The 20879-nt window shown below is 53.4% G+C and carries 12 protein-coding genes; all 12 read right to left on the reverse strand.

The window, feature by feature from the left end; genetic code table 11:
• Nucleotides 1-16 precede the first annotated feature (16 nt).
• Complete coding sequence (locus ACFSX3_RS20130) at nt 17-2029, reverse strand: DUF5050 domain-containing protein (RefSeq protein ID WP_209987832.1); 2013 nt, start codon at nt 2027-2029, stop codon at nt 17-19.
• A complete protein-coding gene (locus ACFSX3_RS20135; RefSeq protein ID WP_209987829.1) occupies nt 2010-3233 on the reverse strand; it encodes an ABC transporter permease in 1224 nt (407 codons plus the stop codon). The genes ACFSX3_RS20130 and ACFSX3_RS20135 overlap by 20 nt, the downstream gene beginning before the upstream one ends.
• A complete protein-coding gene (locus tag ACFSX3_RS20140; protein ID WP_209987826.1) occupies nt 3227-4099 on the reverse strand; it encodes an ABC transporter ATP-binding protein in 873 nt (290 codons plus the stop codon). The genes ACFSX3_RS20135 and ACFSX3_RS20140 overlap by 7 nt, the downstream gene beginning before the upstream one ends.
• Nucleotides 4096-5181: a beta-glucanase/beta-glucan synthetase gene (locus ACFSX3_RS20145; RefSeq protein WP_209987823.1), complete on the reverse strand. Its 1086-nt coding sequence runs from the start codon at nt 5179-5181 to the stop codon at nt 4096-4098. The genes ACFSX3_RS20140 and ACFSX3_RS20145 overlap by 4 nt, the downstream gene beginning before the upstream one ends.
• A 140-nt stretch (nt 5182-5321) precedes the next feature.
• The gene (locus ACFSX3_RS20150; RefSeq protein WP_209987820.1) at nt 5322-5729 is read right to left on the reverse strand and encodes a hypothetical protein; all 408 of its coding nucleotides are present in this window, start codon (nt 5727-5729) and stop codon (nt 5322-5324) included.
• Nucleotides 5730-6075: 346 nt separating this feature from the next.
• On the reverse strand, nt 6076-6519 hold the full coding sequence (locus ACFSX3_RS20155; protein WP_209987818.1) for a GatB/YqeY domain-containing protein: 444 nt from the start codon (nt 6517-6519) through the stop codon (nt 6076-6078).
• A 15-nt stretch (nt 6520-6534) separates the two neighbouring features.
• On the reverse strand, nt 6535-6708 hold the full coding sequence (rpsU, locus tag ACFSX3_RS20160; RefSeq protein ID WP_005547957.1) for a 30S ribosomal protein S21: 174 nt from the start codon (nt 6706-6708) through the stop codon (nt 6535-6537).
• A 142-nt stretch (nt 6709-6850) separates the two neighbouring features.
• On the reverse strand, nt 6851-7210 hold the full coding sequence (locus ACFSX3_RS20165; RefSeq protein WP_209987815.1) for a histidine triad nucleotide-binding protein: 360 nt from the start codon (nt 7208-7210) through the stop codon (nt 6851-6853).
• Nucleotides 7211-7812: 602 nt separating this feature from the next.
• Nucleotides 7813-11472 (reverse strand): AAA family ATPase, encoded by a 3660-nt coding sequence (locus tag ACFSX3_RS20170; protein ID WP_209987812.1) that lies wholly within the window; start codon nt 11470-11472, stop codon nt 7813-7815.
• Nucleotide 11473: 1 nt separating this feature from the next.
• The gene (locus ACFSX3_RS20175) at nt 11474-12655 is read right to left on the reverse strand and encodes an exonuclease SbcCD subunit D (RefSeq protein ID WP_209987810.1); all 1182 of its coding nucleotides are present in this window, start codon (nt 12653-12655) and stop codon (nt 11474-11476) included.
• Nucleotides 12656-13078: 423 nt separating this feature from the next.
• Nucleotides 13079-17194, reverse strand: a complete 4116-nt coding sequence (locus ACFSX3_RS20180; protein WP_209987806.1) for a UvrD-helicase domain-containing protein — start codon at nt 17192-17194, stop codon at nt 13079-13081.
• Entirely contained in the window at nt 17191-20751 is a 3561-nt protein-coding gene (gene addB / locus ACFSX3_RS20185) for a helicase-exonuclease AddAB subunit AddB (protein WP_209987803.1), read from the reverse strand. Before addB ends, ACFSX3_RS20180 begins: the two co-directional genes overlap by 4 nt.
• Nucleotides 20752-20879: the final 128 nt, after the last annotated feature.

Genomic DNA, 20879 nt, shown 5'->3' on the forward strand with positions numbered 1-20879 from the left:
AATCGATTATCTTCGCTTATAACTTAAATCCATATTCCTTCAAGTTCATCTTATTTATATAATAGATTGTTTGTTCCTTAAATCTGAAACTCATTACAGGTTCATCGATAAGTTTTCGGATAATATATTCTTTGAGGTCGTACATGTAGAGCCTGTAACCATCTTTACGATTCACAAAAATCAATTTATTATCTTCCAGTAAAAAGTCCCTTGTTACTATGTCCGGAATTGTTGTTTTAGTTTGTGTTACGGCATCATATTTGATGACATATGAATTGTTGACATAATAGACGGTACGGCCGTCAAATGCTAAGCTGCTGATAGGCGAAATGCGCAAAACAACCTTCATGGTTCCGGTTGATCGATTGATGCTTCTAATTTCTTCAGGTCCAATAAAATAAATATTTTTATCATCCAAGAAAAACGCCTGTATAGAGAAAAAGAAAGCTGATTCATAATTCCCCATCTTCTTTGCATCTATAAAGAACCGTTCTTCCGAATTTAGGTTTTTTTCGAAAATAACTTTTTCATTAAAGTTATCCATGTCCACTTGGACAATAGAAAACCATTTCTGCTCTTCAAACCTCCTTTTTTTTTCCGAATCATATTTCATGTAATACACATAGCTGCCTGTGCAAAATAATGAATTCTGCACTCTGGTCAAAGCTGATGTAGCGTTGCGCATAAACTCATTCTTCTTGCCTGTACGTTTGTCCTCAAATACAGTGAGAATGTTATTCAAATCAGTTTCGTCCAAGTAAAATCGGTAATTATTATTCTCACATGAACTCCTGGTAGAAAAGTTATATGTAGTACTCTGCTCCGAATAGTCGGAAGAAGTACAACCGGATAATAAAGTGACTGATAACCATATTAACAATGGAATACTGAACAATCTCCCTCGAAATCGCCCTGTCTTAATGCTCCATGCATTACTGCGCAGGATTACAATCATTAACAACATAATAAAGATGAGAAGTAAGCTAATCCCTAGAACGATACCCAATGTTGTTAGAGACACTTCCCGGAACACTGCAGTGAGTTGATCATTAAACGGGTCACGTCTGTACTCATCCCCACGAAGATAACCAGTTGACACTAGAAAGCCAAGTGGAGTTGGTATGTTATATTTGCTAGATTCTAATGGAAGTCCATAATAGGGGATTAGAAGGATTCCTGTGCAGGTAAAAAGAGTAAACGCGTAACGTTTCATACACACGGAGACAAACAGGATTAACAAAGCCAAATATAAACTGCCAAACACCTTGCCTGATGTCACCCACAGAAAAGCTTCAAACAATGTGCATTTTTTTTTGGATTCAGCAAAATAGGACAAGCTCTGCAGTGGATAATTCCCGTGTTCCAGTCCATATTTCAATTGAAAAAAAACAAACTCCATATATGACATCAACAGACTCAGCAACGCAACCGACAATAACGCCATACAAATCTTGCATACACTCTGTTGGAAGGTCCCTTTTCGCACTGTCAGAAGCAGCATATCCATCTTGTTTTCGTACTCATAACAATACACAGGCGCTACCAGCAGCACCACCAACAATACCCAGAGCAAATCCAAGGTATCATTGGATAGTAAGCCATCCCAGCCATTTCTATATAGAAAATACCTGTCTGCCGGATGTTCACGTATGTATGTATATTGGTCATAAATCAGTTCGTATCCCCTTTCGTTTTGCAGCACCCGTTCAAGAGGTAAGGTTCCTGCAAGAAATTCCGCTTCTTCAATGACACCGTCGTAATAATCTTCAGTCATCTTCTGCTGCAATGTTTTCGCATTAGCTATCCTTTCGGACTCTTCCAAAATGAATTGTTCGGCAATTTCTGAATACGATCCTTGAACCTCCTTAAGATACGAAAAATAGTGCGGGTAATTCATCTCGATATCAGCGTTCACTGGTTTATCCATCAAAAACAGTAGGAGTGCTTTCAAGAAAAGTAACAGCAGAATAAAATGTAAACCTTTCTGCAAAAGAAATATTTTCTTTAATTCATATAACGAAGTTGACACGTTTCCGGCTCCCCTTCAGCATTGCATTCTTTTTTACACTTAATTTGATGCCGTATAGAAATACAAGCCCCCAAGACACTGTCAATACACCAGCAGCGATATAGCTAGGTATTGGATAGCCCAGCAAGGCAATAAATTCTGCTTTTCGAAAAAGATCTCGGTTGACCACCAGTACCAATGGGTTGAGAAGTTTCAATAGCATATGTCCTGGGCCTGCAAAAGCCTCTTGCATATAGGTGCAGACATTTATCAATGCAAGTCCTGAGAGAAAGGGAATCAGAGCATTTCGGAATAAGTTAGAAATGAATAAAAACGACAAGCCTGCTACAATCACTCCCATTGTTTTTAAAAATGAGTATAAAAGTGCATATTGGCCAAGACTTATGTTTAGCGGCGTATGGACAAAATCCTCTAAAGCATACAGCGGAGACGAAGAACCACCCTTTGATCCATATATTAAATAAAATGTCGTGTAATCAAGGAACCAAAACCACATTGAAACCAAACATATAAATAATCCTGATGCCCACAGCTTGGCGTAAAGGATTTTGAAGCCTCCTGTCTTAGTCGTCATTAGCAACGAGTCCATCTCTGTTTCCTTCTCTGATAAAAAAACACCAATAAGCCCATACATACACAGCAGTAGAACCAGAAGCGATGAAAATTCATATTGAACATAACATCTATACATTTCTTTGTCTGAAAAACTGGTAATATCTCTCCCATGAAATATTCTTGCAATCGCTTCATTTTTTCTAGACTCGTATAAATTGCCGAAAGATTTAAAAAAAGTTGAATTCTCCTTTGCTTTAATTACCACATTAGAAGCGTAAGCTTTATAATCGTAGTTGTATTTCATTGGATAAACAAAGCAGTAGCGAAAAAAATTCCAGTCCTCATACACATTGCTTAACCAAGTACCTTCAGGACGGTAAGTGAAACTCAGTGTATGTTCTGCAGTCTGATTTTCCATTGGTTGAAATATCGTCATGAGCTGTTTTATTTTCGCATTTGTGATTCTCCCGCCAAACGTATGATATTGCTCAGCATAAAGTTCCTTCCAACCCGGATTGGAAAGCAGAGCTTCCCTTTCATAGATACTGTATATTTTCCCAATATTCATAATTGAGAAAAGCAATATCGCTATGATGATGGTCCCTTTACGAAAGTGCTTTTGCCATTCATAAGAAATCAACTTTACCATTGGGCACTTTCTCCAAAATAATATAGGAATACATCTTCAAGATTGCCCTGCACATTTACTGCACTCTCATCAGGCTTCGCGTCATCAATGACACGAAGTTGAATCTTTTCTCCCATCCGCAGCATATTACTTATTCTGAGTTGATGAAGTTGCCTGTCTAAAATGTGATCCGTTGCTGATACTGTCCAGACCTTCCCTGCCAACCCATCAATCAATGCTTGAGGTGTGTCCTGCTTAAGCAACCTCCCGTTCTTTAGCAAGATGACCTGGTTAGCAATAAATTCGATATCTGAGACGATATGTGTGGCAAGCAAAACGATTCTGTTCTCAGAAAACTTGGTAATCAGGTTACGAAAGCGGATACGTTCCTGCGGATCTAGACCTGCAGTTGGTTCGTCAAGAATCAAAATAGCGGGATCATTAAGCATTGCTTGAGCAATGCCGACCCGTTGGAGCATCCCCCCAGAGAGTGTACCGATTTTCTTATCCTCGGCCGAGCTCAAATTCACGACCCTTAACAGCTCTCTGGATCGCATTGCACCTTTATTTTTAGGAATCCCCTTTAGGACACACATATAATTAAGAAAATCAATTACTGTGAAATTTTTGTAGAATCCAGGAAATTGAGGTAAATACCCAATATGATTTAAAAAATGTACACCCAAGCATCTCGCATCTATACCATCAATTAAGATTTTGCCCTTATCGCTTTTCTGAATACCGACTAAAATTTGAATAAGTGTAGATTTTCCCGCACCATTATTCCCCAACAACCCGTAAATTCCATTCTCCAATTGTGCTGAAAAATCCTTTAGTACATATCTCCCTTTATATTGTTTGGAAATCTGGTTGATATTCACTTTCATATGCCTGCTCCTTTGTAAAGCAGCAGGGATGGTGTCTTTTCCAGAATAATTACGTCATCATAAAAATCCTCAGCGTTTAAAGGAACTGATACCACATAAAAAGTACTAAAGTCCCCCAGCTGATCCAGATTGATTTCAGCACTCAGCACCTCAAGATTCCCCTTAGTTAGTGCCATTGGAAAGGAGACCCCATCTTGGCTCTCCAAAGGCTTATGATTAAGGTAAATTGTATTTCTGTAGGAAACCCCAGGATGACCAAACAGTTTAAAGGTTATTTGAAGAAGGCCACTGTTCTCCACCTTTAAGTTATCATGTCGTATTAACCCGTCCACATACAATTCGCTGAACACCTTGGAATCTAACGTTTCAATAGCTATCTTTTCAGACCTGCCATGACTCACTAACAATTCCTGAGTCACACGCTCTGTGGATTGTCTGACATTCAATAATCCAGCCTGCTTTGAGCTGAGAGGGACAGCCCACTGTTCCGTATCTTTATTGAAAAACACTTCACCTCCGGCTTCCAGAATCGTCTGGTAACCCCCATATGAAGCGGTTACCTTCATATCCGGTATAAAGGATGGATTGTAGACACTAACGAACTTAATTGGCAGGAGTTCTCCCTTTTTCCCAGTGATGGGAGTGAACGTAAAAGTAAATGGAGTAGCCTTATTTTCCTCTAGTTCAAAAATGTGCATATACTCATAAGCAGTCCCTGAAGAATCCAATTTGTAAGGCTGTGGTAGTCCGTCAATAAATAAAAGGAAGCCCACATTTCTAGCCTTTCCTGATGCATTAACGCTATAATCGATTTTCAATTCTCCTCCATTATACTGGATAGGTAATACTCTCCCAGCTTCATCAGCCTGCAAATTAACAGCATAATGATTTATACTTCCTAAAACCACATTTTTTTCATCCATCTCAAATGGATTCTGAGGCAAGTTGTCTCCCGAATTACTCACTACAATATCAGAAGGATTTATATGGATAGGGTCTGGCTTGTCCGAAGAACAAGCTGTTGCCAATAATAACATTCCGAAGATTGATGTAATGTATATATACCTCCAGATTTTTTTCATACTTTTCATTCCCTTCTTGTGATACGAAATCAAGAGGATTTCGTCATTCAGTTTGCTTGTTTTCCATTTTAGCGATGAGCAGCAGATAGAGAGTCAATCTCTACCTGCTGCCATAAACATATTTTTTTGTGTTTTATTACTCAGTTTGTGATGTTGGTGTAAGTATACACAGCAGATGCTCCATATGTGTTTCCGCCCTGTACTCCATGCGTTCCATAGACTGCATAGGCATTTGAAGGCATCGGGGCTAAATTGTCAAAGAACGTCGTCGCCCCTCTTGTGCTATTAACTTGAGCCTTCGTGCTTATAGTAATGCCGCTCTGGTTTTGAACTGTCCCTCTTATTGTCAAGTAAGCGTTATCATTATTGTGGCTTACAAGAGTGTGGAAATATGAACCATAATAAGCTGCCGATAAAACACCTGTTAGCGTCCCATAACCTGTTGCATTTTTAACGGCAGAATCATCTGCAAAGACTGGTGCTGATAGCAGGGACAAACAAGAGGCAGTAGCAGCAATGCGAACAATCATCTTTTTGGTAAATTTCATATGAACTCCTCCTAAAAATAATATTTTTTTGTTCACCTTCGTCACAATACCTCTATTGTTTCATATATCCAACCAACTCCCCACATATCGGAACACTGATGTCAGAGCACAATATTTTTTGTTGAACTCTCTAAGTCGTTTCCGAATTATTGTTAAGGGCAAACAAAAAAACCCTTATTTATAACATTACATTAATGATAAGAAATCACATTATTCTACATATTTTGTTAAGATTTTCTCAAAATACTCAGACTAAAGCAATTAGAAAGGAGTTATGTAAGTTTTTCACAAGGAGAAGATTATAAAAAAAGAAAACACCCCTAATGAAAGGGGTGCTAGCGTTATATTATTGCAGAAATTGCTGAACCGCCTGGTTCACGAGTTTACCATCGGCGCGACCTTTGACCTTAGGCATCAGTGCACTCATCACCTTACCCATTTCACTTTTCGAAGAAGCACCGGTTTCCTGGATGGTCTGTTGTACAATTACTTTAATTTCTTCTTCGGTAAGCTGCTCGGGAAGATATTTAATGATAATCTCGATTTCTGCCTTAGTACTCGCGGCAAGCTCATCGCGACCCGCTGCTTCAAATTCTTGGAGGGCATCTTTGCGCTGTTTGATCTCACGACTAAGGATATCAAGCACTTCGTTGTCGTCTAATGTTCTCTTCAAATCTATTTCAAGATACTTTATTGTAGAACGAACCATTCGAATGGTGGAGAGTCTGAACTTGTCCCTACTCTTCATCGCTTGCTTCATATCTTCGTTCAATCGTTCGCTAAGATTCATGCGTGGGTAATCCTCCTAAAACTTTCTCTTACGAGCAGCCTCAGACTTCTTCTTGCGCTTTACGCTTGGCTTCTCATAATGCTTGCGTTTCTTCACCTCAGCCAAGACACCATCCTTAGCAATGGAACGTTTAAAGCGACGAAGTGCAGCATCAATTGTCTCGTTTTTGCGAACTTTCGTTTCAGACACCAGTTTTCCCTCCCTCCGACCAGACCGTCCAAGAGCATAACAACACGGTTCATCACCTCACATTATAGGTCAAACCTAAATAAGGTGTCAACCTTCGCGTTATTCTTTTTTCAGCCAGGCTGTATATAGTTGCATTGCTTACTTAGGCATGAGAATTGGAGTTCCCGGTCAGGGCACCAAGCTTAGCTCCGCCCAGCAGATGGTAATGCAGATGCGGCACTGCCATCCCGCTGTCCGGGCCGCAATTGTTAATCAGCCGGTAGCCGGAATCAGCAATTCCCAGCTCTGTTGCAAGCTGCTGCGCTACAGCGTGAATCTCGCCGATCAGCGGCAGGTCCTCAGGCGTAACCTCGTTCATGGAAGCGATGTATTTCTTCGGGATAATCAGCACATGCACAGGGGCGGCAGGCTCAATATCGTGGAACGCCAGAATCCGCTCATTCTCGAACACCTTTTTGGATGGGATTGCACCTTCGATAATTTTGCTGAATACAGTTTCCATACCACGCTTCCTCCCAGAAAATTTGTAATGCAGAAGCTTGCATCCGGCACTTTCCGCAGCACGGGCTGAGATAACAGACACGAACACAATCCCATTCGTGTACCGGCCACCCGGTACTCATAGGAGATCACCCACAAGAGGATCAAGTATCGTTCTGTTCAGCTCGAGCTCTGCGGGACGCACACGCCTGAATGTCTCTGATCGGCTTCGCGACAAATTTCAATGTATGACTCTAATCATACAGGATGTTGAGCAATTACGAAAGGCAGAAGGCTATTATTCCGGCAAAAACAGTTGCTTGGGGGGCGGCTTATGCTGGGATTGTGAGGGAAACTGGGAGGGCAGGCTGTATTATAACAGGCCGGGCAGACATTGTGATTGTGTTCGGTTTTTCGCGTACAATTGTGTTTGAAACCAAAAAAAGACAAAAAAAAAGAAACACCCTTCACAGCTCATATAAGCTGCTTCGGCGGCGGACGTATGAGAAGGAGTAATTCCCTGTCATACGTCCGCCGAGGTGTTTCAAATAATGTCGGCTTAGCTGTATTATAACAGGGGGTTGGAGGTGTATCTGTGATTGTTATCACAACCAACCCCGTCTTTCACATTTTTTCCAAAAGAATGGTTGAACCCCCGCCGCCCTGCTCTGCTGGAACTACAATCAGCTTGCGCGGCAGGCGGGCCCGAAGTTCGGGAACATGGCTGATGATGCCCACGGACAGCTGGTCATTATTCAGTCTCTCCAGTGAAGTAATGACGGTGTCGAGCAAATCCGGGTCCAGGGTGCCAAAGCCCTCATCCAGGAAAAAGAATTGCAGCGGATATTGTCCGCGCAGCTGAATCTGGGCTGACAGGGCAAGCGCCAGCGACAGGGAGGTCAGGAAGGTCTCTCCCCCGGATAACGTGGATACCGGACGTCTTACGCCGCCGTTCCCGTCATCCCGGATGACGAAGCCCCCGCCTGAATCCACCTCCAGCGCATAACGCTGCTTGCTCAGGAACCGTAGCCGCTGCGACGCAGCCTGGCATACCTGCATCAGCTGCTCCTCTGCAATGTACTCCACAAAAGCATTTCCGCGCAGTACGGTCTGCAGCTTGGATAGACGCTCCTGCATCGCCGCATGTCCGGCCCGCTTGTCCTCCAGCTCTACCCAGCGGATATGGCGCTGCTCCAGATCCTCCAGATCCCGCTCTGCCCGAGCACGGGCCTGAAGCGAGGCTTCATCATCCTCTTTACACCTTAGCAGCGTTTCCTGGCTCTCCTGCCATTCTTCACTGCTGAGCACCGCTCCAGCCAGCTTCACTTCAATGCTCCGCAGCTGCAGCAAGCACTCCGCCTCCTCTTCGCGGTAGGACTTCACACGTTCGGCGGCCTGTGCCCGTTCTCCGGTCTCCAGCGATGAAGCCTCCACCTCGGCGGCCGAAGCGAACGGCGAAGACTGCAGACTCTCCTCCCACTGGGCGGCGGCAGCGGTATAATGCTCCTGCGCCGATTCTGCCGCCTGGCGGGCAACCGCAGCTTCACGGGTCTGCTGCTGCGCCTTGTCCGCTGCCCGGCGGTGTTCCTGCCGGCTGCGTTCCAGCGCAGTCTGCAGCTCCAGCAATCTGCGTTCACATCCGGCCAGCAGCGCTCCGGCAGGCTGGCCGCCGGTCCCTTCACGTAAGCGCTGCTCTTTATCGCGGGCGAGCGCCTCCTTGCCTTCTAGCTGCGCATCCCACTGCGCCAGCTCCTTGTCCAATCCGGCCAGCTGCTCGTTCAGCGTCTGCACGGCGAGGCTTTTCTCGTCCAGGAACTTGACGCTGATCTCCAGCCGGCTGCGAATCTCCTCGGCGCGTTCATCCTTGCCAAGCATCTCCTGATACGTTCTTTCCGCTTCCTCCGGGACAAGCTCCGGAAAGAGACGGCTCCATTCCTCTCTTAGCTTGCTGGCTGAAGCGGCCAGCTCCTCTGCCTTGGCAGACAGCCCCTGCAGCCAGGTCTTCTCCGCTTCGGCACCTGCCGCTTCCTTGTGATAAGTCTGCTCAAGCTCCTGTAGAGAACGCTGCCAGTCCGAGGCCGCACGGCGCAGCTCTGCGGAGCGTCCCCGCAGCGCAGACAGCTGCTCATTCAAGGCAGACAACTGGCCATTCAGCGCAGATAGGGCTTGTTCGTCCGGGAGCTGCGCGGGTGCCTGGGAGTGGAGTGCGGCGTGTGAAACCGAACTATTCAGAGAGTCAGGTGCTGCATAGGAGCCGGAACCGCTTAAGAGATTGGAAGCCTCAAGAGACTCCGAAGTGTTTAAAGAATCTGCAGCGGCGTGGGACTCGGAATTGCTGAGAGTAACAGATTCGGCATTGGAGCCGGGACTACTTGAGAGCTTGGGTGCTTCTGCGGCGTGGGAAGAAATGCTTGCCGTCTTGTCCGCAGCCGGCTCTACCCCGGCTGCGCCAGCGGCGGACTGGTGCAGCGCCTCTTCGGACGCGGCTCCCGCTAGCCCAGCGAGCCACGAGCTGTCCTGCTCCAGCAGGCTGCGCAGCAGATGGCGCGCCTCCAGCGCCTGCCGGGCCTGAACGCGGACATGGCGGAGCCGGTTGTCCAGCTTCTCAGGGTCCCCCTGCTGCTGCTGAAGCGCAGGGGAGGGGTGGTGCTCACTGCCGCATACCGGGCAGGGAACCCCTTCCTGGAGTTCACCGGCGAGCGCCTGCGAGAGCCGGTGAACCTCCTGCTCCTTCAGCGCAGCCTCCAGCGCGCTGATGTGCTCCTCCAGGCGGCCGGCAGCGTCCCCCGCTGCCCCTTCGGCCGTCCGCAGCTCTTCCTGGTGCAGGGCGGCGGCGGCCAGCAGTTCCCCGCGCCCGGCATCCAGCGCCTGCCGCCGGGACCCGGCGGCGGCCAGCCGCGCTTCCGCCGCTACGAGCACCGCCGCGCGGCCCTGGCGTTCACGTTCTGCCGATTCCCGCTGGGCCTCGGCAGAACGCAGTGCCTGCAGTCTCTGCATGGCTTCCTGCAGAGACTGCCGCTCCTGGGAGCGGACCGCCAGCGGCTGCAGGCTCTGCTGCAGCTCGTGCTGTTTCTTTTGGCCGCGGGCCAAAAGCTCACGCTCCCGGGCCAGGCTCTCCCGCCCGGCGGCCAAGCCCCGGGCGGCTTCCTCGCGGCGCGCCTGCAGCGCCGCCCGCTCGCTGTGCAGCGCGCCGAGCTCGGCCTCAAGCTCGAGCGCGCGCCGGTACCGGCCCTCCTCCTCGCGAAGGGCCGGCTCGCCTGCGGACAGCGCGGCCTGGGCCGCTGCTTCCGCTTCCGCCCCAGCCGCCGCCTCCTGCACGGCAGCGGCGGCCAAGGCCTCAAGGCCCCCGGCGCGTGCCGCCCGGGTCTTCCAGGCCTCCTCCGCGCTGCGCCAAGCCTTCAGCGCGGGCAATCTCCGCTCGGCCTCGTCCGCCTTGCCGAGCTTCTGCTCCAGGAGGAGGATCTGCTCCTCCTGGGCCAGAAGAGCCTGCCGCTGCGACTCGCGGCGGGCCCGTTCCTCCTGCAGCTCGCGGATGCGGACGAAGCGCTCTGCGCGCTCCGCAGCCTCCGTGAGCCGCCCCCGGCAATCCGCCGCATGACGGATCGCCTCCTGCACACGGATGGCGGCCGCTTCCACATCTGCCTTGCCCGCGCTGCCCAGCCCCTGCTGCTCGGCTTCCAGAGCGCGCAGCGCTGCCTCGTTCTCCTTGACGCGGCGGCTCAGCTTCAGTGCCAGCCCGTCGCCGTACTGTTCCAGATGGAACAGACGCTGGAGCATCTGCCTGCGGTCCACGCCCCGCAGCGACAGGAACTCGGCGAATTTGCCTTGCGGCAGCACAACGGCCCGGGTGAAGTCATCCATCTTCAGCCCGATGTGCTCCTCGACACAGCGCGTAACCTCCGCCAGCTTGTCGGCCATCACAAAATCCCCATCCGCCTTGACCTCGATGAACCGGCTGATCGTATTGCTGACCGACTGCTCCCCGGTGCGTTTGAACTTCCGTTCCACACGATAGCGCCGTGCCCCGGAAGAGGAGGTCAGCTCGAAGGTGAAGGCCACGCTGAGCTGGTCCTCGGAATGGTTCATAATCCCCTGGGTTCCGTTCACGGCGCGCTCCACTTTGCCGTACATCGCCAGTGTAATGGCATCCAGCAGACTGGATTTGCCGCTGCCCGTCGGACCGAAGATCCCGAACAGCCCTGTCTCGGTCAAGCTGGCAAAATCAATCTCCTGCTGCGCCCGGTAACTCTGCAGCCCGGATAATTTCAATAGTATCGGCTTCAAATCAATTCTCCTCCCCTTCCGCAGCTTCATGCCGCTCTTCTTCCGCCAGCTCCAGGAACAACGCAATCAGGCTGTCATCCGGCTCCGCACCGCCGGTCTGGCGCTGATAGAACCTGCGGAACAGCTCCTGTACCGGCATGCGGGAGCGTGACAGCTCTTCCAGCTCCTGCTCCATCTGCGGATAGATTGGACGGATATGTACGATGCCTTCCCGAGACTTGCGCAGCCGCTGGATATCATTCATGGACATAGCCTCGGTGAGGCGCAGCTCCAGATCAATGAACGCCCCGGCGTCCCTGCCCTCATCCAGCCAGCCGTAGACCTCCTGCAATCCGCCCGTGGACTTCCAGTTCACCAGCGGCCGCCCGCAGGAGAGATAGATCTCCTCGAACACCGGCTCCCCGCCGGGTGCGACATCAATCATGGCCACCGACTTGGCCTGGCCTGCCTCAGAGAAGCTGTATGCCAGCGGGGAGCCGCTATAGCGGATCATCCCCTCGCCCTTGACCCGCTGGGCGCGGTGAAGATGTCCGAGTGCCGTATACTGCGCTCCGCAAGAGAGTGCCGAAGGATCAACGGTATAAGCGCCGCCGACCTGAATCGGCCGTTCAGAGTCACTCTCCACGCCGCCCAGCACATAAATATGGCTCATCGCCAGATTGACAGTCTGCGGGGTGAACTCGCGTCCAAGGAGATTCATCAGCCGCCCGACCCGGGCGCTGTAAGCCAGCCGCAGCTCAGCCTCTCCGCTGTCCCCGGCGAGCAGCTCGCCCAGCCGGGCTTCGGAGGGGTAAGGGAGCGCAGCGATTTTGGCAACCTCGCCGGTTCTGGTCGCATGCACTGTGACCGGCTCCGAAGTCGGCAGTCCGACGAGCGTAATCCCCTGCCTGCGGACAAGCGGGGACACGGAAGCTACGCGCTCCGGCTGGTCGTGATTGCCCGAAATGACCACCAGCGGACGGCCGTTCGCTGTCAGTCTGGCCGCCGCATCATAGAACAGCTGCTCAGCCGCAGCCGGAGGATTCACCGAATCATAGACATCCCCCGCCATCAGAATCAGATCCGCCCCGGAGGAATCGGCAATCTCCACCAGCTCATCCACGAACTGCTCCTGCTCCTTCTGCCGGCTTCGTCCCTCCAGCGTCCGCCCCAGATGCCAGTCTCCCGTATGCAATATGCGCATTTCCGCCCTCTTTTCCCCGCCTGTCTGCGGCAATCATATATAAAAAGCACTTAAGATTTGAACTCAAAGCTCGGCCGTCACTGCGTTGAATCTTTGGACTTCCGACCGCTGTTGTTCCCTGATTGATTTCATTGATCTTGGCCAGTAATGCTGCACGAAATACAACCTTCCTGCGATAAGCACCTGTCTTATACTGGAATTGTTGCAATAAAAGCAGCATTCCCCCTGCTTAACGCCGATGTACGGAGCTATTCTTGTATTTCATACAGCAATCCGATCCAACACGCAGCAATGTCTACACCCAAGCTGTAATAAGTACAACATTTCGCATCATTCCAATGAACAGACCACAGCCATTTATTAGTCTAAAGGCCCGCTCAGCACCTTACATCCGCCGCAGCTACCGCAACCCTTCCCCGCCGCTCACAACCTCACCGCATGTCCGCCGTCGAAAAAGTACAGCCATATCTCGCTGACCGGCTCCCCCAGAATATCCAGCAGCGCCTTGCTGTACAGCTCCAGCTGGAAACGGTATTTGTCCGACAGCTGTGTAAGCCCGTCTCCGTGCGGAGGGATATGATCTGTTTTGTAATCAAGCAGAATCAGCCGCCCCTCTTCCCGGAACAGGCAGTCGATCACCCCTTGAATTAGGACCGTCTCCGCAAAATCACCGCCGCCCTGCTCATTCGCAAGTCCGGCAGCCGCTTCATCCAGATAGTCAAGCCCCCGGTAGGCTTCACCGGCTGGCATCGTGTAACTGAAGGGCTGCTCTCTGGTCTTCCAGGCAGAGTGGAGGAGTCTGTGGCCCAGCTCACTCCGGCAGAACTGCTCGACTTCCTCCAGCACCACCGCGTCCTTCTGCTCCCTGCTAAGGATAGCAAGCCCTACAAGACGCGCAAGCGTAGCTTCCAGCACAGACCGGTCTACCGGCTCATCCAGGAGAATATGCTGCATCACCGTATGGTAAGCCGTTCCGCGCTCGGCAGGAGTAAGTCCCCGCTTTTCCATGAATTTCGGCCGCTGGAGATGCAAGCTGTCCCTATATCCGCGTTCGTTCCGTTCGTCCGGTCCGCCCGGGAGCTTCCGCTCCTCCAGCTGGTCGTAAGACGGCTGCTCCTGCATCGACAATAACCCCTTGAGTTCAGTGACCGAGGTCTTAGCAGGGATGTTTGACGCTACCGCATACCGGTAAGTCCAGCCTAGTCTCTCCACAATTTGCGCTGCCGCCGGGGTCTCAGGTGTTGACACCGCCCTGCCCCTGCGGAGCGCCTCCAGAATCATCCGGCGTTGTTCATTCTTGTCCTGATCGCCGTCCCCGGCAAGAAATGCGCCCGGGCTAAGCTCAGCTGCACCAGTCACCGTAATGCTCCAGTTCGACTCATCCCCATGCAGAACCGTGGACACTGGTCCCTCACTGCCTGCCAGCTTACGCAGAATAGCAGCGGCAGGATGGCGGATCAGCGCCGGTCCCACCCAATCCAGATAGCTGCGGCCCCGGGCCAGCAGGTGATCTGCCAATAGCAGCTCCTCACGGCCCTGCATCGTTGCCCAGCCGGACACCGTGCGCGGCAGATCCCTGACCGTGCCGACCAGAATCATTTTGTCGCGCGGACGGGTGAGTCCGACATAGAGCACGCGCATCTCCTCGGCGAGCAGCTCCAGCCGCGAACGGCGGTTAATCGCCAGATAGGGCAGCGTCGGGTAGCTGACCCGGGTCTCCCGCTCCACAAAGCGCGGCCCGAAGCCAAGCTCCTTATGCATCAGGAACGGAGAGTGGAGGTCCTGCCGGTTGAACATTTTGGCCATGCCTGCCAGGAAGACAACAGGGAACTCCAGACCCTTGGACTTGTGGATCGTCATAATTCTGACGCCCCCGGCCTCCTCGCTGGCTCCTCCGGCAACCCCCAGGTCGCCGCCGTTCTCTCTCAGCCGTGAAATGAACACCAGGAAGCGGAACAACCCTCTGGCCGAGGTCTCGTTCTCGAATTGAACAGCCCGGTCATACAGCGCCTTCAGATTGTTCTGGCGCTGAAAGCCTCCGGGAAGCCCCCCGACCCATTCCAGATACCCGCTCTCACGGTAGATCCTCCAGATCAGCTCGCTTAAGCTTCCTTGCCGGGCCGCATTTCTCCAGTTCTCCAGCCTATCCAGGAAGGACTTAAGCTTACGTTGTAGCGTAAGCGGAATATCCTGCAGCGCCGCCGAAGCATCGGTTCCAACAGCCATATATTCCTGTACACTCTCATCTCCGGACGATGGCGTAAGCTCTGACGCGGCGGCTGTCTCTCCGGCTGTGTCACCGGTACCGGCATCCTGCCCCGCCAGCAGCGCGGCCTCCCGGAACAGGTCCGGCGGATTGTTCCGAAGTGCTTCCCCTGCTTCAGAGGCAGCAACCAGCGCATCATAGAACGTCCCTCTGCTGCACAACCGCACCTTCGCCAGCTCCTCCTCCCGGAGGTTCACCACCGGTGAGCGCAGCACTCCGGCCAGCGGGATGTCCTGGCGGGGATTATCGACAATCTGCAGCAGAGAGAGGGCAATCTCCACCTCTGTAGCCTGAAAATACCCCTTGTTCTGGTCCCCGTACGCCGGAATACCTTCTCCCCGCAGCTCCTCAATCATCAGCGGCGTCCATACCCGGGCCGAACGCAGCAGAATAACAATGTCGCCGTATACTACAGGACGCATGATCCGCAGTCCTTTATCATAGATCAGCAGCGGCTCACCGCCGGTCATTCCCGTCATCTGTGAGATGCGCCGGGCAATGGCCCGTGCTTCCAGCTGCGCAGTCTCACTCTCGGCAGCCTCCAGCTCCAGAAGAGGCAGCTCATCGCTCTCTGCCGCTTCTTCCGCCGGACCCGGGGCAGAGGCTCCCTTGTCGATCAGCAGCAGCTCCGGCGCAAAATAAGTATCCGGGCCTTTCTCTGCGGCTCCCGGAAAGTTCGCTCCGTACACCAGCTCTGCCCGCTCGTCATAACTAATTTCCGCGACATTGCTGTCCATGATCTGCCGGAAGACCATATTCACCGCATTCACCACTTCCAGCCTGCTGCGGAAATTGCGGGCCAGATCAATGACCAGGCCATCTTCCCGTTCCTCCTGTCCCGGCTCATTACTGAACCTGCGGTATTTATCCAGAAAAAGTCCCGGCTCCGCCAGGCGGAAGCGGTATATACTCTGCTTCATATCCCCGACCATGAAGCGGTTCCCGGGGGATTCCCGGGAGATCAGCCGGACAATCTCCTCCTGCACACTGTTAGTATCCTGATATTCATCCAGCAGCACTTCATCGAACTGGCTGCGGTACTCCATCGCCGCATCCGATGGCAGTGAATGCCCCGGCTGCGAGTCCGGATGGCGCAGAATCTGCAGGCAGTAATGCTCCAGATCACTGAAGTCCACCAGCCCCCGGCCCGCCTTCTCCAGCCGGTAGCGCTCGCCGAACGCGATTACGGTCTCCGCCAGCTCCTGCATCAGCGGAGCCGCCGTATGAAGTTCACCCAGGAAGGATTCTGCGGGACGGCCGAACAGGGACTTTTGCAGCTCCAATAGGCTCTTCTTCACCTGATCCCGGATTGCCTTCACGCTCTCCTGAAGCAACGGGTCAGTAGCATCCTTCTTGCAGGGCTTCAGCTTCCCGAAGGAAATCTCCATGAAGATATCATACAATCCGGCCCAGGGCTGAGAGTCCACCGCGTCCAGCAGGCTCTGCGCCATCTCCAGATCAGCAGTAAGATTCTCCGCGTAAGGCGCCGGACCGCCGGGCTGAAGCGCAATGTCACGCCCCTGCTCCAGCTGGCTGATCGCCCCCTTCAGCGTCAGCTGGGCTTCGGCAAGAATGCTCTGCACCCAAGGCGTATGGCTCAGAGCCTCAGCATCCGGCAGCGCAAAGTCGGCTGCGGTATCCCTCAGCCACTGCGCAGGCCAGGGATGACTGCGCGCAAAATCATGCAGCCGCTGGATCAGCGAATGCACCGCATCATCACTCCGTTCACCGCTGAACCAGTCTGCGAGCTGCACGAACAAGGTATCTTCCCCATCCTCGGCAACCTCGCCGTATTTCTCCTCGAGCAGCTCTTCCAGCAGCTCCTGGCGCATCATCTCAGCCTCATGCTCATTCAGGATACGGAAGCCAGGATCGATCGGAATCATCTGATAATACCGGCGGATTACTTCAAGGCAAAAGGAATGCAGCGTGGTAATGGAGGCTCTGCCCAAGAGGGCAAGCTGGCGGCGCAGATATTCGTTCCCGCCTTCACTGTCCTCCTCCAGCTTACGCTCCAGCGCTTCCCGGATACGCTGGCGCATCTCGGAGGCGGCAGCCTTGGTGAATGTTGCCACCAGCAGCCGGTCCACGCTGAAGCCCGCTTCCTCATTGCTGATTTTGCGGATAATCCGCTCGACGAGAACCGCCGTTTTGCCGGAACCGGCTGCCGCCGCCACGAGAATATCGCTGCCGCTCTCGGCAATGGCGCGCCACTGGTCATCACTCCACAGACTGCCTTCCGGCTTCGTTTCAGGTACAGGTCTTGTGCTCACAGCTTCTCTCCTCCTTTGCGGGACAGCAGATCCCAGATCACTTCTTTGCCGGGCTTACTTAGAATGTTATAACTATTGCCCTCCACCGCTTCATCGAACTGGCAGACGGGACGGAAGGAGCAGAAGGTACAGGCTGTTTCCTGCTGAATGCGGTAAGGCTGTATAGCCACATCCCCCTCCGTAATGCTGGTCCCGATCTCCGAGATCGTGCTGCGTACCGAGGACCGCAGCTGCCCCCATTGCTCTGGGGTAGCTACGGATGCGCTGCTGTAGAAGCTGCCGTCACTCTTCAGCGCTACCGGAACAATAGAAGAATACCCTTTGTCGAGTGTGGTATCCATCAGCGAGACCACCTCGCGGTCGGCGGTCAGCAGGCCCTTCATCTTGAAGCGCTTCATCAGCTCCTGCTCCGCCTGCTCCCGGTTCATTCCGTTGGCTGAGGTCAGGAGCGGATCATGAACGTGGAAATAGAGCGCCCCGGCAGGCAGTGCTTCCTGGCCGAGCCATTGCTCGGAATAGGTCAGCAGCACATCAAGGTAAGTTAACATCTGCAGCGACAATCCATAGTAGACCTCATGCAGCTTGAGATCCTTCTGGCTTGATTTGTAGTCGATAACCCGCAGCAGAATCCCCTGCTCCCCTTCAGCCATATCCACCCGGTCAATCCGGCCGACCACCTCCATAACACAGCCGTTGGGCAGTGTAATTCTCAGCGGAGGCAGCTCCATGCCCGGGCCAAAATCCAGCTCCAGCCCGACCGGCTCGAAGCTCCCGCGCCGCGAATGCTCCCCGAGGATGACCGAAGCGCGGCCGACAATATTCTTCAGCTTGCGCGAGATATAGCCGTAGCGCTTGCTGCTCATCAGAATCTCTCCCTGTAACAGCGGAGACAGCTTGTCCACGGTCTTCCCCGCCTCCGTGCGGCATTCATCCGCAGTCATACTGCCCCAGCTGCGGCCTTGCTCCTGCAGCCGCTTTGCCATTTCACTGAGGGCCGCATGGAAGAGCTGCCCGATATCCGGGGCCTGGAGCTTGTAGAGCTGGCGCTCCTTCAGCCTCAGACCATAGGAAGCGAAATGGGAGAAGGAGCAGGCGACAAACCGCTCCATCCGGGACACGCTGCCGCGCAGCGTGGAGCCGCCATACAGCCGCAGACTGGTCTCCTTCTTCAGCCGGATGCCTTCATTGCGGTAGAACAGCGAGCCGAGCAGCCGCTCCAGCTTCAGCTTCATGGACAGATCCGCATGGCGGTATTCCGCTGCCTGTTCATCCGCAGACTTGTCTGCGCCCTGCTCCGCCGCAAACCAGTTATAGACCTCCCACCACATGCCGGGTATCTCTGCCCCTTGACGCCACTGGCGGAGCTGAAGCAACAGCATGCGGAGCGTCTGCTCAGGATGGCCGATGAAGTCCATATGGACAGCATCGTCATCATTGCCGCTCTGCGGGAAGCCGGAGACGAATTGTTCATCCAACATATGCGGGAACATTCCCTGCAGCTGGCGGATGACCTCCGAAGGCAGCAGCGCCTTCCCCTCATCGTCAGCTATAGCATAGCTGATCCACAGCTTCCTGCTGGCCGTCGTAAGCGCATTATAGATCAGGAAGCGTTCATCCAGCAGCTTCCGGGAGGAGCCCGGCGCAAGCTCCATACCGGACTTCTCCAGCAGGAGGCGTTCCCCTTCGGAAAGAATGCCGTCTTCCTTGAACTGCGCCGGAACCACTCCTTCGTTGAAACCGAGCAGGAAGGCGTACTTCACCCCCGACACCCGGGTACGGTCCATCGTACCTACCAGCACCTGGTCAAGTGCGGGCGGGACGAGCCCCATCTTAAGCTCCGCCAGCCCGGTCTCCAGCACCCCGGCGAACAGGCTGAATTCTATCCGTTCCTTGCCCATCATCTCGGCAATCTGGTCCAGCAGACCCAGAACAGCGCCCCAGAGCTGGCTATGCTCCCGGGCGGCTTCCGGACGTCCCTGCTTCAGAGACTCCGCTCCCATCCCTTCAAGTTTGCGTGCCGCTTCCGTATCCTCCAGCAGCAGATATACCGCCTTGCACAGTTCCAGGCCACTGCGGCTGGCTTTGATTCTCTGCTCAAATGCCTGCAGCGGTTCCGCAACCGCCTTCCGGCAGGCCTCCATTCTTGCCAGCATTGCTTCATCTACAGCTTCACTGCCCTCCAGCGAGAGGCGCGGAATGCCCTTCCAGGAGCGCCCATTCGTCCAGCGGGAGCCGTGAATGCCGCAGGCCAGCACGTAATTCTCCAGCTCATCCATATGGGCGCGGGTAATGCTTCTGTCCAGCGGCAGCAGCAGCTCGGTCTTCACGCAGCGGAACACATCTTCATAACGCCAGCGGCGGCGGACGACATCCAGGGCGGAGCGGATGAATTCCACCAGCGGATGATGCAGCTCACTGAGCTTCTGGTCCAGGAAGAACGGAACGCCGAAGTCCTGAAATAACGGGGCAATCAGCGGCTCATAATCGGCCATATTGCGCATGAATACCGCCATTTCCCCATATTTGGCTCCCGATTCTCTGGCCAGGGCCTGCATCTCGCGCAGCACGCCCTCCACCTCGGTGCGGCGTGAAGCCGCAGCCCGGATGCTGATGGCTTCCTTCACCTGTTCAGCCGGCCCTGCCCAGGAATGCCGGCGCTGTAATCCGCGCTCCAGATGCGCTAGTACGGGAGCGTCCTTGAACCTTGGCAGGACGGGCGGAGCCAGCAGCTCATCCCACACGCTAAGCCCCATCTCCTCTGCTAATCCCCGCAGCTTAATGTAAGTAACCGCCGCCGGATGGAACAGCTCCAGCTCATGCGGGGCAAGGCCCGGCGGATAGATCCGGTCCAGTGTGAGCGCAATGGTCATTTTGTCCGCGTACTGCATCAGCTCACGCAAGACGATGAATTCCTGGTTGCTGAAGCCGTGGAACCCATCCACCCAGATCTCGGCGCCGCGGATATAGGCAGAGTCCGCGATATGCTCAGCCAGTTCGGCCAGCCTGTCCTCTTCATCTATATAGAGCTGTGACATCTCCTGGTCCAGCTCGCTGAAGACGAGATGCAGATCATCCAGCTTCCCGGCCAGAATAGGGCTGCCCAGCGTGGCATCCCGCATTCTGCCGATCTGCTCCTCCAGGTCTCCGGCTCCAAGACAGCAGCGCTTAAGCTCCGTGTGCAGACTGCTGAGCCGCTCCACAAATCCCGGCCGGTCCGAGGAAGCGCCGAACAGCTTCAGCTCCTCCTTGCGCTTGCTGATAATCTTGTAGATCAGCATTTTCTTGCCTTCTTCACTGATAGGCAGACTCGCGCTGCCGCCGGTCTCCTGCTTCACTCGGTAAGCAAGACGCGAGAAGCTGAGCGTCTGGGCGCGCAGACTTCCCTTCACGCCGCCCGCCGCCAGTAGTCCCCGTTCTGCTCCGAACGATCCCTGCTCAGGAACAAGTATAATGATCGGGGGCCCCAGCGGCTCTGCCTTCAGCCTGGAGGATACCCGCTCCCATATTGTAGTCGTCTTGCCGCTGCCCGAGCGGCCGATAATGAAGTTAACCGTCATTTCAGCAGACTCCTTCCGTTGAACCCTGGCACCCTATGCGACACCAGAATCTATGAAACTTCTCGTCTCAATAGTATAGCATACCTCCAACACACGCTCCAGAACGTACGTTTGCCATTGTTTGCAAA

Source organism: Paenibacillus rhizoplanae, from assembly GCF_042684125.1.
In the GTDB taxonomy this organism is placed as follows: Bacteria; Bacillota; Bacilli; order Paenibacillales; family Paenibacillaceae; genus Paenibacillus_AQ; species Paenibacillus_AQ rhizoplanae.